Origin of the sequence: Halobacterium jilantaiense (assembly GCF_900110535.1) — an archaeon.
GTDB lineage: Archaea > Halobacteriota > Halobacteria > Halobacteriales > Halobacteriaceae > Halobacterium > Halobacterium jilantaiense.
Genome location: NZ_FOJA01000001.1, coordinates 550,851 through 567,101, shown reverse-complemented (window position 1 = coordinate 567,101; position 16,251 = coordinate 550,851). Strand labels below are relative to the sequence as shown.

The following is a 16,251-nucleotide window of genomic DNA, read 5'->3' as shown; positions in this document are numbered from 1 at the left end:
AAAGCGTACGCATTCCAGTTTCAGTGCTGAGAATAGCACCCCATCACGGATGGGGCTATTCACCCGCGGTTCGTTCCGGCTCACCGAACCAAGAGCCCCGCCACTCAGACGCCCGACTAGTCGGCCTCCGCCTCGTCCTCGAGCATCGTTCGCGTACACCATCCCCAAGAACATAATAAAATTGGTAATTCTAACAACGAGAGTCGTTCTCAGTGGAACCACGCTTATTTTCGTGTATAAATATCCTACATACGAATCCTAAAATTGCCACTAGAGGGAATCTAAGTGTAGAATTAGTGCGCCGACCGGGAATTGAACCCGGGCCATGAGCTTGGAAGGCTCAAGTCCTACCACTAGACCACCGGCGCTCACTTCCACGTTCCCCGCCGTCGTTTATGGGCGTTTCCCTTCGGGCGAGGATTCAAACCCGATGCCGGGACCGCGCCCGGCGTGGTCTGACTGTCGCCGTCGCGCGGCCGAGCGAACCCGGCGGACGCGCCGCGCGACGACAGCGAGTGCGTCCGCCTGTTCGCCCTACTCCGGCGTGACGACGGCGTAACAGTTGCCGCTGGAGACGAACGACGCCACCACCGAGAGTCCGCTGGCCGCGAGGTCGGCGTCGAACTCGGCGGGGTCGTAGACGTGGTAGAACCGGGGGACCGTCTCGCCGCCCGGTAGCGTCCAGTCCACAGTCGTGTCGAATCCCTCGTTCTGGTCGAACCGGTCGTGTTCCGTGCTCCAGACGGAGACGACGGCGGCCCCGTCAGCGCGCAGGACGCGAGCCAGTTCGTCGAGGCTCGCGACGCGCGCCCGTCGGTCCGGGAGGTGGTGCAGCGTCGCGACGTAGACGGCGAGCCCGACGGAGTCGGCCCGCAGCGGCACCCGGGCGGCGTCGCCGGCGACCAGGTCGACCGCGAACTCGCGGTCGCTGGCGCGCTCGCTTGCCTCCTGCAGGAGGCCCGTGCTGGCGTCGACGCCGAGCACGCGGTCGGCGCGCTCCGCGAGCAGTTCGGCGTGCCGGCCGTTCCCGCAGCCCAAATCCAGGGCGACCTCGGCCGTCCTGCCGTCGAGGAACGACTCCACCTCGGGCCACGGGTACTCGCGAGTCTGCGCGAAGTGGCCGGCGATGCGGTCGTACGTGTGGTGAACGTCAGTCATCCGATGAGCAGGAAGACGCCGTACGCGATTGCCAGCATTACGGTCGCGTGCTTCGCGCCCGACTTCACCGTCCCTTCACCCATCTGCCCGGCGACCAGCCCCGAGCAGACCGCCTGCACGAGCCCGGTGTGGAAGAACACCGTGCTGTAGGCCTCCTTCTTCGCCTCGGTGAGCTGGCCGGCCTGCGAGAACGGTCCGGTGTCGACCGCGTTGCCGGCGTCGACGGCCGGCGCAGCCGACTGCGTCGGGATGTTCGGGATGAAGATGACGTCCAGCGCGCCGACGATGGCGATGAACACGAAGAACGCGATGTAGATGACGACGAGGTACGTCAGCAGTTCGTTCCGGCGGTCGCGCTCCAGCCGGCGGGTCGCCTTCGCTTCGTCCGCGGCGATGCGGAGCACCGGCCCGAGGTCGCCGCTCGCCGACATCGCGTTCGTCGTCAGCGTCACGACGCGGGAGATTGCCGGCGTGTCGACGCGGTCGCGGAACCGCTCGAAGGCGTTCTCCATGCGGGCACCCCACTGGACGTCGGCCCAGGTGCGTTCGAGTTCCTGGGTGAGCGCGCCGAGTTCGCCCTCGACGGTGCGGCCGAAGCTCTCGACGGCCGCCATGCCCGCCTCGTTCGTCGACGCGAACCGGTCGAGGAAGTCCGGGACGCCGGCTTCGACGGCTTTCCGGCGGCGTCGCGATATCTCGTACGCGAGCGAGAACGACCCGAGGACGAACAGGGTGGCGTGGACGAGCGCGTCGTCGTACGCGGTCGCCTCGAGGACGCCCGCGGTCAGCGGCCCCCACCACTGGACGCCGAGGTAGAGCACGGCTATCGGAACTGTCGCCCAGAACAGCACCGTCGGGTTCTCGAGAACCACAGTCGTGGGGTTCCGGAGTCGGTAGAGGATCGGTCGGAGGCGCTCGTGGACGGCGAACCGTTCGCGGTTCGCGGTCCGCGTGTCGGTCGAACCGACGCCGCCGTCGGTGGCCGCGACGGGCGAGGGGATAGACTGGAACCGCAGCCCCTCGTCAGTGTTTCCGTCCTCTTCGCTGGTGCCGCCGGTCGCGGCGTCGGTGATGGAGTCCAGGTAGACGACGAACGCGACGGTCGCCGCTGGGATGAGGAAGAACGCCGTGAGCTGGAGGAAGTCGAGGGTGCCGCCGATGGTGAGCCCGATGACGACGAGGATGGTGATGAGGAACAGGGGGCCGGCGACGAGCACGGTGACGTAGGCTTCCGCGAGCGTCGCGAGCAGTTCGAGGAACTGCTCCTGGTTCGCTTCGGCCTCCTCCGAGTAGTAGTCGTACTCCTGTTTGAGGAAGCTCGGGAGGTCGCGGCCGGACTGCAGGACGCTGCCGAGGTTCTCTGTGAACTCCGAGAGGTCGTCGCTCGGGGTGCGTTCGGAGAGCCGCTGGAGCGACTCGATGACGTCCGCGCCGTAGAGGTCGACGTCTTTGACGGCGACGGCCATCTCCCGGGCGGCGTCGCCGTACACCGCCTGGTTGCGTGCGAGGATGCGGAGGACGTCCGAGAGCGTCATGCCGCTCCGGGAGAGCGCGTACATGAACGCGACCGTGCGCTCCATGGAGGCGTCGATGCGGCGCGCGCGCTCGCCGGCCTCGTAGCTGGGGAGCAGCCACCGGACCTTGTAGGCGGCGTAGGCCGCGACGACGCCGAGCGTGGCCCCCGACGCGAGGAAGACGACGAACAGCTCGCCGACGGAGAAGGCCGCGACGCTCTCGACGAACAGGCCCTGAACGGCGGCCGGGAACTGGCTGCGGAGGCTCTCGCCGGCGTTCCCGAGGAAGACCAGGATGCCGGCGACGAGGTAGACGCCGAGCAGGCTCGCGGTGAGCGCGGCGACCGAGGAGAAGAGGTAGGTGCGGGCGGCGTACAGCTGGTACGTCTGTGGCACGTGGGCACCGCGGAGCGCCGCGAGCTGGTCGGGGTTCGCGGTCTGGCGCTCGCGCGCGAACCGCCCGAAGATAGCGATGGCGGCCCGCGAGAGCGCCCGGTCGATGGGTGCGACGACGGTCGCGAGCGTCACGACGAGGAGGACCGCGAAGACGGCCGCCAGCGGCAGGTAGACCAGCACCATCTCAGTCAGTGACGCCCGGCGCGTCGACGGTGACCTCGGCGTCGAGCGCCTCCGTGACGCGGTCGACGACGCGCTCGGGCTGGGCGTAGTACTCGTTGACGAGCGCGGTGAACCGCCGGTAGTCGGTGACGTCCTGTTCGACGAGGTACTGGAGGACCGCCTTGCGGTTCTGGAGTTCGCGGAGGAGTTCGCTGCGGGACCAGCCGCGTTCCTCCTGAATCTCGTCCAGGACGTTCGAGTCGCGCTGGTCGAAACTGTCGCTCGTGGCGTTCCACTCGAAGGCCGTGGAGTAGTCGAGGTCGCCGGTGCGCTGGTCGATGCCCTCGATTTCGGCGATGACGCGGTTCCGGCGGACGCGCTCGTCGCCGACGTGCGTGAGCGTCTGCACGCAGAGGATGTCGAGGCTCTGAATCATCGCCCGGGGGACGTTGATGGGGTCGTTCTCGAGGCGGTTGATGACCGTCTGCACGCTGTCGGCGTGCATCGTGGAGTACGTCGTGTGGCCGGTGTTCATCGCCTGGAACAGCGTCATCGCTTCCTCGCCGCGCACCTCGCCGACGACGATGTACTCGGGGCGGTGGCGGAGCGCGGACCGCAGCAGGTCGTACATCGTGATGTCGTCGCCGCCACCCCCCGATTCGCGGGTGACCGAGGACAGCCAGTTGTCGTGGTAGAGCGCGAGCTCGCGGGTGTCCTCGATGGTGAGGACCTTCGAGCGCGGCGGCACGAACATGGAGACGGCGTTCATCGACGTGGTCTTCCCGGAGGCGGTGCCGCCCGCGAAGATGAGGCTCTTGTTGGACTCGATGGCGAGCCAGAGGTACGCCATCTGGTCGAGGTCGAACGTGTTGTAGTCGACGAGCGTCGCGGGCGTGAACGGCTCCTCGCTGTACTTCCGGATGGTGAACGCCGACCCGCGGGGAGTGACTTCGTCGCCGAGTGCGAGTTCGGCCCGCGAGCCGTCCGGCAGCGTCGTCTCCGTGACGGGGTCGCCGATGGAGATGTGGCGGCCGGACTGCTGTGCGAGGCGCACGACGAAGCTGTCGAGTTCCTGTTTGCCGTAGCTGACGTTCGTCTCGATGTCCGTGTACTCGGTGTGGTAGACGAACAGCGGGAGTTCGTAGCCGTCGCAGGAGATGTCCTCGATGTGGGGGTCCTGCATCAGGGGGTCGAGCTTCTCGAACCCCTCGAAGGCGCGGTGGAGGTAGTAGAACAGCCGGTAGAACGCGTTCGGGTCGATGTCGACGGCGTACTCGGAGAGCAGCCGCTGCATCTGGGCCTTGAGGACGGCCTCCCGGTCGTCCGGGTCGTACGTGGCGTCGTAGATGAGGGTGTCCCGGATGTCGTCGTAGAGCGTGTCCAGGAGGTCCTGCTCGAAATCGTCGAGGTGCGGTTCGACGACCTGGTATCGGTGTTCGTCGTTCTCGTCGTCGAAGCCGATGAAGACGAAGGCGTAGGGCGCGTTCACCCAGTAGCGGTCGACCTCCTCGAAGCCGTCGAGCCCGTCGAAGGAGACGAGCGAGCCGTGGGCCTGCGGGTCGTACTCGGGGACGTCCACTGCGGAGCCCTGGAGCACTTCGACGACGCGGCGGGCGCGCTGTCGGAGTCCGTCGAGGCCGTCGTCGAGTCCCGCGAGGAAGTCCTCGGCCATCGGTTCTACTGACTTCTTCGCTCGCGTGAACTTAAAAACTGCCCGGCCACGGCGTCGGGGCCGGCGGGGACGCTCCTACACCACGGTGTTTCCGAGGCGCTCGCCGGCCGCCAGCCGACGGGCGTTCTCGGTGACGAGCGCGGCGATGTTCTCGGGGTAGTCACGGGTCGCTGCGGCCGCGTGCGGCGTGACAATCACGTCGTCGAAGTCCCACAGCGGCGAGTCCTCGGGCAGCGGCTCCGTCTCGAAGACGTCGAGGGCAGCGCCGGCGAGTTCGTCGTTCCGGAGCGCGTCGACGAGCGCGCTCTGGTCGACGACCGGCCCGCGGGCGACGTTCAGGAGGACCGCGTCGTCGCGCATCGCGGCGAACTCCGCGTCCCCGACCATGCTCTCCGTGTCGTCGGTGAGCGGGACGGCGAGCGCGACAAACTTCGCGTCCGCGATGGCCTCGTGGAGTTCGCCGGTCGGGTGGACGCGGTCGACGTGGTCGACCGGCGTGGGCGTGCGCTTGACCCCTGTGACGTCCATGCCGAGGGCGTCGGCGCGCGCGGCGATGCCCTTGCCGAGCGTGCCGAGGCCGACGACCGACACCGAGGAGCCGTCGACGGTGAACGAGTCCTCGCGGTCCGCCCACGCCCACTCGGAGCGCTCCTGGTTCGACCGGTACTCGTGGAGGCGGCGCGCGAACGAGAGCATGTAGCCCGCGACGGTCTCGCCGACCGACGCGCCGTGCAGTCCCGTGCTGTTGGTGACGGTGATGCCGCGGGCCTCGTACTCGCCGAGCGGGAACTTGTCCACGCCCGCCTGTACGGAGTGAACCCACCGGAGGTCCGCTTCGAGGAAGGCGTCGTCGTGGGCGAACGTCACGAGCGCGTCGAGACCATCGAGGTCGCCGGTGCCGACAATCGAGACGTCGACCGCGTCGGGGCCGTCGAGTTCGGCGGCGAGTACCGCGGGCGGGAACACCGCCCCGACGGAGTCGTGGATGCCGAGGGTGCGTGTCATGTCGGGTCTGGATTCCGCAGCGACTCCCTACAGTGTACCGGCTCCGGCACTCCGAGCCCACTACTTGCTGACGGCGTACGCGACGGCGAACAGGAGGATGGCGATGGTCGCCGTGTTCACGAGGTTGAACTCCAGGAAGCCGACGAACCCCATCCCCCACGCGATGGTGACCGCGAACAGGGTCGAGAGCACGACGTTCAGCGCGAGCACGACGCGCGGGTCGCCCTTCGACTGTTCCGCGCCGGCCCCGAAGCCGTCCGGGTCGGTGTCGTCCATGTGGGCAAGCGAGTGGGACCGGCACTTAGCTCTTGGCGGTCCCGGTGCCAGACGCTAAGGCCCCAGGGTGGCATCGTCCGGTATGCGCGACGTGGAACGGACGCGACGGGTTCGGGGGACGCCCGCCGAAGTCCTGCGGCTGCTGTCGCCGACGACGGTCGTCGACTGGGAGGGGAGCTTCGACGTCTTCGACGTGGACGCGGACGGCGACGATACCGTCGTGACCGCCGGTGGGACGGGCGTGAAACTCCGCCTGCGGTTCGTCGAACTCGACGACGGCTACCGCTACGAGCAGGTCGGCGGTGGCGGGCCGTTCGAAGAGATGACGACGCGACTGCGCGTGACGGCCGAGGACGAGGGGGCGCGCGTGACGGCAGCCTCCTCGGTGGCGTTCGGGTCGCCGGTGCCGTTCGCGGACCGCGTGGCGGCTTGGAAGCGCGGCGGCGAACTCGACCGGCTGCTCGACCGCATCGACGCCGAAACCTGACGGGGCGAGAACTAAGGACCCCGACACTCAACTACGTGTATGGGCATTATTGACGTGGTGTCGTCGCTCGGCCCCGACACCGACGACGCTGCGGCCGCCGAGCAGTCCGACGGCGCGTACTGGTGTGACGACTGCGACGTTCGCGTCCGCGACGTCGATGTCGACGACGAGGGACTGACGCTCGCCGACGGCGGCACGCCGACGTGTCCGGACTGCGGCGACGCGATGCGCTTCGAGCGGTCCCACGCCGACGACTGCGCCTGCTGACCGACGGCCGCTCACTCGGCGTCGACCGGCGTCGGCTCGCAGACGACCGCTTCCTCGCCGTTCTCCGTCGGAAACGGCTCCGTAGGGAGCGCCTCGGCCTTCTCCCACTCGTCGTCGGTGACGAGCGCGCCCTCCAGTCGCTCCCGGAGCGCGGCCTCGTTGAAGTCCGTGCCGATGACGACGTACTCCGTGCGGCGGTCACCGTGCTCGTCGTCCCACTTCAGGCTCGGCCGGTTCGACCTGTAGAGGTCGCGCTGGACCTCGGGCAGCGACGCAATCCAGGGGCCGCGGGCGGTCACGCGCACCGACGGGCCGGCCTGCGCGACCGTCTGCCGAAACTCCGAGCCGGCGACCCACGTCGTCCCCTTCGAGCGCACGACGCCGTCCGGGAGGTCCCGCAGCACGGCCGCGAACCGCTCCGGGTGGAACGGCCGCCGCCGACGGAACGTGAACGACGACACGCCGTACACCTCGTCCGGGTGGCGGTGGCCGTGGTGGTCTTCTCCCTCGTCGTGGTCGTGGTCACCTTCCGCCAGCGCGCGCTTCCAGCCGGGGAGGTCCTCGACTCCGGTCTCCTCGAAGCTGTCGAGGTCGAACAGCCAGTCCGGGTCGACCGCCGAGAACTCCGTTCGGCGCGTCTCGGCGTCCGGCTGGAGCGCGGCGACGAGCTCCTCGGCGCGGTCGAGCTCCGCCTCGCTGCAGAGGTCGGCCTTGTTCAGGAGGACGGCGTTCGAGACTTCGATCTGCTCCACGAGCAGGTCCGAGAGCGGGCGGTCCTCCTCGCCGGTGCCGCGTCGCTCCGGAGTACCGTCGCCGCCGAAGGTGTCCACGAGCAGGCGGGCGTCCACGACCGTCACGAGCGCGTTCACTCGGTACCGGGCCGCCGCCCGCGACTCGGCGGTGAACAGCCGCGCGACCGGCGCGGGCTCCGAGATGCCCGAGGACTCGACGACGAGGTGGTCGAACTCGCGCTCGGTCGCCAGCCGCACCACCGCCGACTCCAGATCGTCCTGGAGCTCACAGCAGATGCAGCCGTTCGACAGCTCCGTGACGCCGCCGGCGACGTCCGTCTCCGAGCCCTCGGCGACGAGCTCGGCGTCCACGTTCACGTCGCCCATGTCGTTGACGAGGACGGCGACGTCGCGGTCGCCCGCGTTCCGCAGAACGTGGTTCAGCAGCGTCGTCTTCCCCGCGCCGAGGCTGCCGGACAGCACCGTCACGGGAATGCGTTCGTTCATACCCCCCGATTCGGGCCGCCCTCCTTCAGGCTCCCGCTCCCAGCACCCCACTGCGTGGGACGACAGCTTTTACCGCACGGGTTCGTATCCTCGCCCATGACGCTGGCCGACCGCATCGAATCCTACCGGGCGACCCTCGAAGAGTGGCTCCGGGGGCTCTACCACGGCATGATTACCCACCCGGCCTACGAGAAAATCGAGAAGGAGGCCGAGGACGCCGAGGACGCGTTCCTGCTGGCGTGCTTCCCGGACGCCTTCGGCATCCCGTCGCCCGTCTCCTACTACACCGCCGAGCTGCTCCCGTACATCGAGGACGAGTTCGAGGCCTGGGAGCGACGGCTCTGGGACCGCGACAGCTACATGGAGCGGAAAGGCCAGCAGTACCACTTCTGATGCAGGGACCACACGACAGCCACGCCGAGACCGAGCACTGCGCGGACAGCCGGGTGACGCGATAGATGGAGCCGTTCGTGTTCGTCGGCGGGAAGGGCGGCGTCGGCAAGACGACCGTCTCCTGCGCGTACGGCGTGAAGTGCGCGAACGAGGATGTGGACACGCTCGTCGTCTCCACCGACCCCGCACACTCCGTCTCCGACGTTTTCGACCAGCAGTTCGGCGACGAACCGGAGCCCGTCGCGGGCATCGACAATCTGGACGCCCTCGAAATCGACCCCGAGGAGGAGGTGACCGCTCACCTCGACGACATCCGTCGCCGGCTCTCCGACCAGGTGTCGGCGGCGATGGTCAACGAGATCAACCAGCAACTGGAGATGGCCCACCAGACGCCGGGTGCCTACGAGTCGGCGCTGTTCGACCGGTTCGTCGACGTGATGCGGCACAGCGACCCCTACGACCGCGTCGTCTTCGACACGGCACCGACCGGGTCGACGCTGCGCTTGCTCGCGCTCCCGGAGTTCATGGAGGGCTGGGTGAACCGCCTGATGCACAAGCGCGAGCAGAGCATCGACCTCTTCGAGAAGGCCGCCATCGGGAACAACGAACCCCGCCGCGTGATGGACGGCGACCCCGTCCTGGAGCGACTCCGGGAGCGCAAGGAGTTCTTCGAATACGCAGGCGGCGCGCTCCGCAACGACGCCGCGTTCTTCCTCGTGCTGAACCCGGACACGCTCTCGCTGAACGAGACGGAGCGCGCCATCGCCGACCTGGAGGGCGAGGACCTCGGCGTCCGCGGGCTCGTGGCGAACAAGCTCGCACCGTCCCCGGACGACGACGAGGACGGACGAGGGGCCCGCTACCTCCGGGACCGCGTCGAGACCGAGCGCGAGCGGGTCGAGCGCGTGCGGGAGACGTTCGACCCGCCGCTCGTCGCCGAAATCGAGTTCCGCACCCGCGAGGTTCAGGGCGACCTGCTCGAGGACGTTGCGGCCGAACTCGACGTCGAGGTGCGCGCGGAGCCGCCGACGTTCGTCTGAGCGGAGACGTCAGATTGTCCTCGCCGCGCGCGGCCGCTGTTATGCACAGACTACCCGAGCCGCGACGAGTCCGCTCGACGACAGTTCGTGGGGTCTCACCCGGATTCAGTCGTCCTTTCGATTCGACAAATGCGGAATGAAAGCCGTTCCGTACGAGGATTTCACTTGGATACAAACACATAAATAATAGTCTGTGAATGACTCGCACGAGGTGGGACTGTAATGACGCAAGTAATCTGGATCGTGGCCGCGGTACTCGTCACGTTCACGGTGGGATACGTGGGGTACTCGAAGTACCTCTCCCGATTCGTGGACCTGGACGACTCCCGCGAGACCCCGGCACACAAGTACGAAGACGGACAGGAGTACGTACCGGCGAAGAAACCAGTGCTGCTCGGACACCACTTCTCGAGCATCGCGGGCGGCGCACCCATCGTCGGCCCCATCACGGCGGGCGCAATCTGGGGCTGGGCTCCGGCGCTCGCGTGGGTCGCCATCGGGAACCCCCTGATGGGGGCCGTCCACGACTTCATCTCGCTGTCCGGGTCGATGCGACACGAGGGAAAGTCCATCGGCTACATCATGGGCGAGTACGTCGGCGAGCGCGGGAAGGACATGCTGCTGTGGTTCGCCTTCCTCACCATCATTCTCGTGGTGGCGGTGTTCGCGCTCGTCGTCGGCATCGTGCTGAACGCGTACCCGTCGGCAGCCACCGCGAGCTTCGTGTACATCGCGCTGGCGTTCGCGTTCGGCATCTACCTCTACCAGCTCGACGGCCCGTTCATCCCCGGCACCGTCGTGTTCGTCGCCGGCGTGTTCGCTGGCGTCTGGCTCGGCGTCCAGTACCCGTTCGCGCTGTTCGAGTTAGCGGGCGACGCCGCGCACCCCGCGGGAACGTTCATCCTCTTCAGCGGAACCGGTTCGTGGGTGCCCGGCGCGGGAGCCCTCGGCGGCAACACCGCCGCGTGGGTGCCGGTAATTCTGGTGTACGCGGCGCTGGCGAGCGCGCTCCCAGTCTGGGTGCTGCTCCAGCCGCGTGACTACCTGTCGTCGTTCCTGCTGTACGCGGGCGTCGGCGGCGCGCTGCTCGCCATCGTCGCCGGGACTATCGGGTCCGCCTTCGGCATCTCGGCCATCACGCCAACCGAACCGCTCGTCATCGCCGACAGCCTCGAACCGTTTACCGGGTTCCTCGGGGTCGACGCAGTGTCGCCGTTCCCCCTGTTCCCGATGCTGTTCGTCACCATCGCCTGTGGGACCATCAGTGGCTTCCACTCACTGGTGTCCTCGGGGACGACCGCGAAACAGCTCAACAAGGAGAGCGACGCGCGGCTCATCGGCTACGGCGGCATGCTCGGTGAGGGGCTGCTCGCCGCCGTCGCAATCTCCACGCTCGCCGTGGCGGGCGCGGCCAGCGCTGCCACGGCCGGCAACATCGGTGGCGCGCTGCCGAACTTCGCGGCGGGCGGCGGCACCATCCTCACGAGCCTCGGCCTCTCCGCCGAGTTCGGCGCGCCGTTCATGGCGCTCGTGCTCGTGAGTTTCCTGCTGACTTCCACCGACACGGCCGCGCGGCTCGGTCGCTATATGATGGAGGAGATCGTCGGAACGCAGGGAAGCGGCTCCGAGACCGGTCTCTCCGGCGGCATCGGGTCGTTCGCTCGCGGCCGGTACACGAACCCCATCGTCCAGTGTGTCGTCGCGTACGTACTCGTCATCTCCGGCGAGTGGAACACGCTGTGGACGCTGTTCGGCGGTGCGAATCAGCTGCTCGCCGCGCTCGCGCTGCTGACGGGCACGGTGTGGCTCGCTAACTGGGACGAGTCCAAGCAGCTCGTCAGCACGGGTGTTCCGATGGCCATCATGGTCGTCGTCACTGTGCTCGGGCTGTCATGGATCGCGTTCAAGGAACAGCTCTACGACCAGCTGATTCAGGGCGGTGCGACGGGAATCGGTGCGCAAGCGTCGGCCGGCGTGCGCGTCGTGCTCGCGGTCGTGCTGATCTACCTCGCGCTGTCGCTGGTGCGCATCGGCTACGGAAACATCACGAGCGTTCGGAGCGGCCGCGAACCGGCGGCCGACCCGAGCGACGACTGACGCGTCGTTCGTCACAGTCCCCGCCATTTCCGCCCTCTACTCGCGCCGGAGAGCGGCCGCGCCGGTCAGTTCCAGAAACGCTTCGCGAACCGCGAGAAGAACCCCTCGTCGGGCCGTTCGACGTCGCCCCAGAGCGCGAACGCCTGGAGGACGTCGGCCTCCTGACTGGCGACACCGTTCTCGTCGTCGGGCGCGACGACGACGAGGTTCACCTCGTAGCAGCCGTAGTAGCCGTACTTCAGGAGCGTGCGGTCCCGGAACCCGGAGACGAACGACTGCACGGCGTCCGAGAGGCTGTCTGCGACGAGCACGAACGTGAAGTTCGTCTCGTAGTGTTCCTCGTCGGCGTCGATCCAGTCGTCGGCGAGGTCGTGACCGAGGTCGACGAGCGCCCGCAGATCCGCGACTGTCGGTTCGCCGGCGCGCCGCGCGAAGACGTGTTCGCGGGTCTCGTGGTCGGCGTAGTTCAGCGCCGGGTGGAGGAACTGCTTCTGGCTCTCCATCCGGAGTTCGCCGTACAGCGCGAACGAGTGGCCGCGCACCGCGTAGTCGCGTTCGAGGTCGTAGCTGTACATCAGTCGGTCGCCGACGCGGTCGAAGTACTCGTCGTCCCACGCCGGCACCTCCTCGCGAATCTCCTCGGGGAGCTCCTCCGGGTCTCTCGCCGCGCTCTCGGTGTCGCTCATTCGTCCTCGGGGTCGTAGGGGACAGCGTCATCGTCGGCCGGCGGTGCGCCCACCGCGAGCAACTCGACGGCGTCGTCGGCGTCCTCGGGGTTGTACGCGCGGTGCGGGCTCTCGGGGTCCGCGGCGAACAGGCTGCCCTCCGGGACCGTCAGGTCTCCTTCGGGCGTCTCCACGTGGAGGGTCCCGGAGAGGACGTAGAACGCCTCCTCCTGGGTCTCGTGGTAGTGGTAGGCGAGCGGCGCTTGTTCGCCGGGTTCGGCACAGAAGTAGTTGAGCGCCAGCTGTGAGAGGTCCGCGGGCTCGGTGAGGCCGCGGTACTCGCAGGGACGGCCCTCGGCCGGCTGGACTGTCTCCGTGTCGACGACGCGGTATCCCATGTGCCAAGATACCACAGGGAGGGTAAAAGGCCGTCGCGTCCCGGCAGTCCCTACCGGCCGTCGAGCGCGCCGTCGTCGAGCCCGGACTCCATGCCGGCGTGGACGAACCGCGCGAGAATGTGCCCGATGCGGGTCCCGGCGGTCCACATCGCCACCTCGTCGAACGGCTCGTGGCCGTCGTCGGTCGGGACCGACAGCAGGACCGTCGCGTCGTCGACGAGCAGCGTGCGACCCGCGTACCCCTCGTCGGCGGACGCCTCGGAGACGATTACTCGCGCGTCCGATAGCCGGTCGGCGAGCGCGGAGTCCGCCGTCACCACTGTCACGTCGATGCCGGCCGCGGCGCGCTCGTCGAGCGCCGCCGCGAGGTCGTCCCGCATGGTGGCTGCGCCTGCGCCGACGAGTACCACCTGGTCGTCGGCGCGCTCCACGAGGTCGACCGCGCGGTCACGGATGGGGCCGTGGCCGCGGAGCGTCGCGACGTCGCCCGCGTCGGTCCGGTCCCCGTGGTCGCCGGCGACTGCTTCGAGGTTGTCGAACGCGCGGGCCTGCTGGCGGTCGATTCGCTCCCGGAGCTGGGCTCGGGCGCGTTCCAGTGAGACGGGCCGGTACGTCTTCGGCGAGGACTCGACGACCTCCAGGAGCCCTCTGTCGGCGAGGTCGTCGGCAGCGCCGTACACCTGCGAGCGCGGGACGTCCGCGACCGCGGCGACGTCCTGAGCGGTGCCGTCGCCGAGCCGCTGGAGCGCGACGAACACACGGGCCTCGTAGTTCGAGAGCCCGAGGTCGCGCAGCGCGTCGACGGCGTCGTGTGCGCTCATCGTCGCCTCCGAGTCCGCGGGCCGGACTGAAGAGCGTTCGCCTCCCGACTCAAGAAATATTGTAGGATTCTACAAACAGCTAAGTTGCTGGCGGCGACACGTCGACCAATGAGCGACGGACTCGCCGACCGCTACGCCGCGACACTCACACGGTACAGTCGCCCGATACTCGCCGTCCTGCTGGTCCTCACGCTCGCGATGGGGGCCAGCGCGACCGGCGTCGACGGCGGGCTCTCAATCGCCTCGTTCGGCAGCGACTCGACGGAGGCCCAGAAACTCGACTACGTCCGCGAGACCTTCGACACCGGCGACCGCAACACCACGTCGATGCAGGTCGTCGTGCGCAGCGACAACGTCCTCTCGCGGGACTCGCTGCTGGAGACGCTGCGGTTCCAGCGCGCGGTCCGCACCGACGACGCCATCGGGGGAACGCTGGCGGCCGGCCAGCCGACCGTCGGCGTCGGGAACCTCGTCGCGACGGCGGCCGTCCACGCCGGCAGCGGCGACGGGGCGGGCCCACCGACGCGGCCGACGCTGGACGAGCAGATCGCCCAACTCGAAGCCATGAGCGCCAGCGAGGTCGAGGCGACGGTCGCCGCGGTGCTCGACCCCGAGCGGGAGACGCCGGGCGTCGACCCCTACTCGCTGCTGGCGACTGACTACGAGCCCGGCAGCACCACGGCGAGCGCCCGGGTCCTGTTCGTCAGGCAGGCGACCGACGGCGGCGAGTCGCTGTCCGAGGCCGTCGTCGACGCCCAGCTGGCGACCCGGGGACTCGCCGACGAGTACGTCGAGACCAGTGACGCGTTCGTCTTCGGCGCAGGTATCGTCGACGACGAGTCCACGCGGGCGACGGGTGAGAGCTTCGCGCTCATCACGCCGGTCGCGCTCCTGTTGATTCTCGGCGTGCTCGGCGTCGCCTACCGGGACGTCGTGGACGTCGCGCTCGCGCTCGCCGGCACACTCGTCACGCTCGTCTGGATGGGCGGCTTCATGGGGTGGGCGGGCATCGGCGTCACCCAGATTCTCATCGCCGTGCCGTTCCTGCTCGTCGGGCTCTCCATCGACTACGCGCTGCACGTCGTGATGCGCTACCGGGAGGCCCGCGAGGCCGACCCCGACGCGCCGGTTCAGGAGGCGATGCGCGTCGGCCTCGCGGGTGTCACCGTGGCCATCGCCGCGACGACGTTCACGACGGTTGTCGGGTTCCTCTCGAACACGGTCAGTCCCATCCAGTCCATCGCCGACTTCGGCCTCGTCAGTGCAGTCGGCATCGCCTCCGCGTTCGTCGTCTTCGGCGCGCTGCTGCCCGCGGCCAAACTCGAACTCGACGCCCTCCTCGAACGGTTCGGCGTCGACCGCCGGAAGCCCGCGTTCGGGTCGAGCGGCACCGCCGAGCGCGTCGTCGGAGCCGGCACGACGCTCGCCCGAACCGCACCCGTCGTCGTGGTCGTGCTCGCGCTCGTCGTGAGCGCTGGCGGCGGGTACGCAGCGACCGACATCGACACGTCCATCGACCAGGTCGACTTCCTGCCGCGGGACTCCCCGGAGTGGATGGATTCGCTGCCCGGACCGTTCGCGCCAAGCGACTACGACATCCGCGAGGGCGCGGTCTTCCTGAACGACAACTTCGCCCAGTCGCGGGACAGAACGACGGTCCACGTGCTGGTCGAGGGAGCGGTCACGGACCCCGAAACACTCGACCGCGTGGCCGCCGGTGACGCCGCGGTCCCGAACGCCTCCTCGGCCGTCACGCTCGCGAACGGCCGCCCGGCGCTCGACAGTCCGGTGACCGCAATCCGCCAGACGGCCGCCGAGAACGAGACGTTCGCCGCGCTCGTCGAGCGCAACGACCCGGACGGCGACGGCGTCCCCGAGGCGAACCTCGCAGCCGTCTACGACGGCCTCTACGAGACCGCGCCGGACCGCGCGAGCGCCGTGGTCGCCCGGAGCGACGGCGAGTACCGGGCGCTCGACACCCGCATCACGGTCTCTGCGAGCGCCACCACCGCCGCCATCACCAGCGAGATGCGGTCGGTCGCCGACACCGTCCGCGGTGACTCCGCGCTCACCGTCACCGCCACCGGCCCGCCCGTCGTCGACCAGGTGGTGCAGTCGGCGCTCCTGCGGACGCTCGTGGAGACGTTCCTCATCACGCTCGGCGTCATCCTCGCGTTCCTCACGGCGCTGTTCTACCGCCGGCACGGTACGCCCCTGCTCGGTGCCGTGACGATGGTGCCGGTGGTCGCCGCGCTCGGCTGGATTCTCGGCGCGATGTACCTCCTCGGCATCCCGTTCACCACGGAGACCGCAATCATCGCGAGCATCGCCATCGGGCTCGGCGTCGACTACGCCATCCACGTCAGCGAACGGTTCCTCGACGAACTCGGGGCCGCGACCGACGTCTTCGACGCGCTCGACGCCACCGTCACGGGCACCGGCGGCGCGCTGCTCGCGAGCGCGGCGTCGACGGCCGCTGGCTTCGGCGTGCTCGTGCTCGCGCTCGTCCCCTCGCTGCGGCGGTTCGGTGCCGTCACCAGCACGGCCATCGCGTTCGCGTTCGTCGCCAGCGTCCTCGTGCTCCCGAGCCTGCTCGCGCTCTGGCACCGGCACCGCGGCCACGCCGTCACTGGCGGCTGAGCCCGCTGCCGCCGGCAGACCT

General features: G+C 68.8%; 15 protein-coding genes and 1 tRNA gene. 6 read left to right on the top strand and 10 right to left on the bottom strand.

The window, feature by feature from the left end; all coding sequences use genetic code 11:
* Positions 1-297 precede the first annotated feature (297 nt).
* The 6 genes from BMW35_RS02955 to BMW35_RS02930 form a co-directional block, all read right to left on the bottom strand.
* Positions 298-368 (bottom strand) — tRNA-Gly (locus tag BMW35_RS02955).
* Positions 369-534: 166 nt separating this feature from the next.
* Positions 535-1,158 (bottom strand): class I SAM-dependent methyltransferase, encoded by a 624-nt coding sequence (locus BMW35_RS02950; protein WP_089667912.1) that lies wholly within the window; start codon positions 1,156-1,158, stop codon positions 535-537.
* On the bottom strand, positions 1,155-3,251 hold the full coding sequence (locus BMW35_RS02945; RefSeq protein WP_089667911.1) for a type II secretion system F family protein: 2,097 nt from the start codon (positions 3,249-3,251) through the stop codon (positions 1,155-1,157). Before BMW35_RS02945 ends, BMW35_RS02950 begins: the two co-directional genes overlap by 4 nt.
* Position 3,252: 1 nt before the next feature.
* Complete coding sequence (locus BMW35_RS02940; RefSeq protein WP_089667910.1) at positions 3,253-4,902, bottom strand: type II/IV secretion system ATPase subunit; 1,650 nt, start codon at positions 4,900-4,902, stop codon at positions 3,253-3,255.
* Between the two features lie 75 nt (positions 4,903-4,977).
* Entirely contained in the window at positions 4,978-5,907 is a 930-nt protein-coding gene (gene ddh, locus BMW35_RS02935; protein ID WP_089667909.1) for a D-2-hydroxyacid dehydrogenase, read from the bottom strand.
* Between the two features lie 60 nt (positions 5,908-5,967).
* Positions 5,968-6,183, bottom strand: coding sequence for a DUF8107 family protein (locus BMW35_RS02930; RefSeq protein WP_089667908.1), 216 nt, complete (start codon positions 6,181-6,183; stop codon positions 5,968-5,970).
* A gap of 82 nt (positions 6,184-6,265) precedes the next feature.
* On the opposite strand from BMW35_RS02930, the gene BMW35_RS02925 reads away from it, so the two are divergent.
* Both BMW35_RS02925 and BMW35_RS02920 read left to right on the top strand, forming a co-directional pair.
* A complete protein-coding gene (locus BMW35_RS02925) occupies positions 6,266-6,670 on the top strand; it encodes an SRPBCC family protein (RefSeq protein WP_089667907.1) in 405 nt (134 codons plus the stop codon).
* 39 nt (positions 6,671-6,709) lie between these two features.
* Positions 6,710-6,937: a hypothetical protein gene (locus BMW35_RS02920; protein ID WP_089667906.1), complete on the top strand. Its 228-nt coding sequence runs from the start codon at positions 6,710-6,712 to the stop codon at positions 6,935-6,937.
* Between the two features lie 11 nt (positions 6,938-6,948).
* Here the strand turns inward: BMW35_RS02920 and BMW35_RS02915 are convergent, their stop codons facing one another.
* On the bottom strand, positions 6,949-8,175 hold the full coding sequence (locus tag BMW35_RS02915; RefSeq protein ID WP_089667905.1) for a CobW family GTP-binding protein: 1,227 nt from the start codon (positions 8,173-8,175) through the stop codon (positions 6,949-6,951).
* A gap of 96 nt (positions 8,176-8,271) precedes the next feature.
* Between BMW35_RS02915 and BMW35_RS02910 the strand changes: the two genes are divergently transcribed.
* The 3 genes from BMW35_RS02910 (at position 8,272) to BMW35_RS02900 (ending at position 11,705) form a co-directional block, all read left to right on the top strand.
* On the top strand, positions 8,272-8,568 hold the full coding sequence (locus BMW35_RS02910) for a DUF7990 family protein (RefSeq protein WP_089667904.1): 297 nt from the start codon (positions 8,272-8,274) through the stop codon (positions 8,566-8,568).
* A gap of 65 nt (positions 8,569-8,633) precedes the next feature.
* A complete protein-coding gene (locus tag BMW35_RS02905; RefSeq protein WP_089667903.1) occupies positions 8,634-9,608 on the top strand; it encodes an ArsA family ATPase in 975 nt (324 codons plus the stop codon).
* A 222-nt stretch (positions 9,609-9,830) separates the two neighbouring features.
* Positions 9,831-11,705 (top strand): carbon starvation CstA family protein, encoded by a 1,875-nt coding sequence (locus BMW35_RS02900; protein WP_089667902.1) that lies wholly within the window; start codon positions 9,831-9,833, stop codon positions 11,703-11,705.
* A gap of 65 nt (positions 11,706-11,770) precedes the next feature.
* On the opposite strand, the gene BMW35_RS02895 is transcribed toward BMW35_RS02900, so the two are convergent.
* From BMW35_RS02895 to BMW35_RS02885, 3 genes are read right to left on the bottom strand one after another with little or no spacing between them, the layout of a single operon-like run.
* Entirely contained in the window at positions 11,771-12,391 is a 621-nt protein-coding gene (locus tag BMW35_RS02895) for a DUF8052 family protein (RefSeq protein ID WP_089667901.1), read from the bottom strand.
* Positions 12,388-12,768, bottom strand: coding sequence for a cupin domain-containing protein (locus tag BMW35_RS02890; protein WP_089667900.1), 381 nt, complete (start codon positions 12,766-12,768; stop codon positions 12,388-12,390). Before BMW35_RS02890 ends, BMW35_RS02895 begins: the two co-directional genes overlap by 4 nt.
* A 50-nt stretch (positions 12,769-12,818) precedes the next feature.
* The gene (locus BMW35_RS02885) at positions 12,819-13,589 is read right to left on the bottom strand and encodes a TrmB family transcriptional regulator (RefSeq protein WP_089667899.1); all 771 of its coding nucleotides are present in this window, start codon (positions 13,587-13,589) and stop codon (positions 12,819-12,821) included.
* A 108-nt stretch (positions 13,590-13,697) separates the two neighbouring features.
* Here BMW35_RS02885 and BMW35_RS02880 point away from each other — a divergent pair, with 108 nt between their 5' ends.
* Positions 13,698-16,229 (top strand): efflux RND transporter permease subunit, encoded by a 2,532-nt coding sequence (locus BMW35_RS02880; RefSeq protein WP_089667898.1) that lies wholly within the window; start codon positions 13,698-13,700, stop codon positions 16,227-16,229.
* Positions 16,230-16,251: the final 22 nt, after the last annotated feature.

Excerpts from the sequence above, each read along its gene's own strand:
- BMW35_RS02950 (WP_089667912.1), bottom strand. The coding sequence starts at position 1,158 with ATGACTGACGTTCACCACACGTACGACCGCATCGCCGGCCACTTCGCG.
- BMW35_RS02945 (WP_089667911.1), bottom strand. The coding sequence starts at position 3,251 with ATGGTGCTGGTCTACCTGCCGCTGGCGGCCGTCTTCGCGGTCCTCCTC.
- BMW35_RS02940 (WP_089667910.1), bottom strand. The coding sequence starts at position 4,902 with ATGGCCGAGGACTTCCTCGCGGGACTCGACGACGGCCTCGACGGACTC.
- ddh (WP_089667909.1), bottom strand. The coding sequence starts at position 5,907 with ATGACACGCACCCTCGGCATCCACGACTCCGTCGGGGCGGTGTTCCCG.
- BMW35_RS02930 (WP_089667908.1), bottom strand. The coding sequence starts at position 6,183 with ATGGACGACACCGACCCGGACGGCTTCGGGGCCGGCGCGGAACAGTCG.
- BMW35_RS02925 (WP_089667907.1), top strand. The coding sequence starts at position 6,266 with ATGCGCGACGTGGAACGGACGCGACGGGTTCGGGGGACGCCCGCCGAA.
- BMW35_RS02920 (WP_089667906.1), top strand. The coding sequence starts at position 6,710 with ATGGGCATTATTGACGTGGTGTCGTCGCTCGGCCCCGACACCGACGAC.
- BMW35_RS02915 (WP_089667905.1), bottom strand. The coding sequence starts at position 8,175 with ATGAACGAACGCATTCCCGTGACGGTGCTGTCCGGCAGCCTCGGCGCG.
- BMW35_RS02910 (WP_089667904.1), top strand. The coding sequence starts at position 8,272 with ATGACGCTGGCCGACCGCATCGAATCCTACCGGGCGACCCTCGAAGAG.
- BMW35_RS02905 (WP_089667903.1), top strand. The coding sequence starts at position 8,634 with ATGGAGCCGTTCGTGTTCGTCGGCGGGAAGGGCGGCGTCGGCAAGACG.
- BMW35_RS02900 (WP_089667902.1), top strand. The coding sequence starts at position 9,831 with ATGACGCAAGTAATCTGGATCGTGGCCGCGGTACTCGTCACGTTCACG.
- BMW35_RS02895 (WP_089667901.1), bottom strand. The coding sequence starts at position 12,391 with ATGAGCGACACCGAGAGCGCGGCGAGAGACCCGGAGGAGCTCCCCGAG.
- BMW35_RS02890 (WP_089667900.1), bottom strand. The coding sequence starts at position 12,768 with ATGGGATACCGCGTCGTCGACACGGAGACAGTCCAGCCGGCCGAGGGC.
- BMW35_RS02885 (WP_089667899.1), bottom strand. The coding sequence starts at position 13,589 with ATGAGCGCACACGACGCCGTCGACGCGCTGCGCGACCTCGGGCTCTCG.
- BMW35_RS02880 (WP_089667898.1), top strand. The coding sequence starts at position 13,698 with ATGAGCGACGGACTCGCCGACCGCTACGCCGCGACACTCACACGGTAC.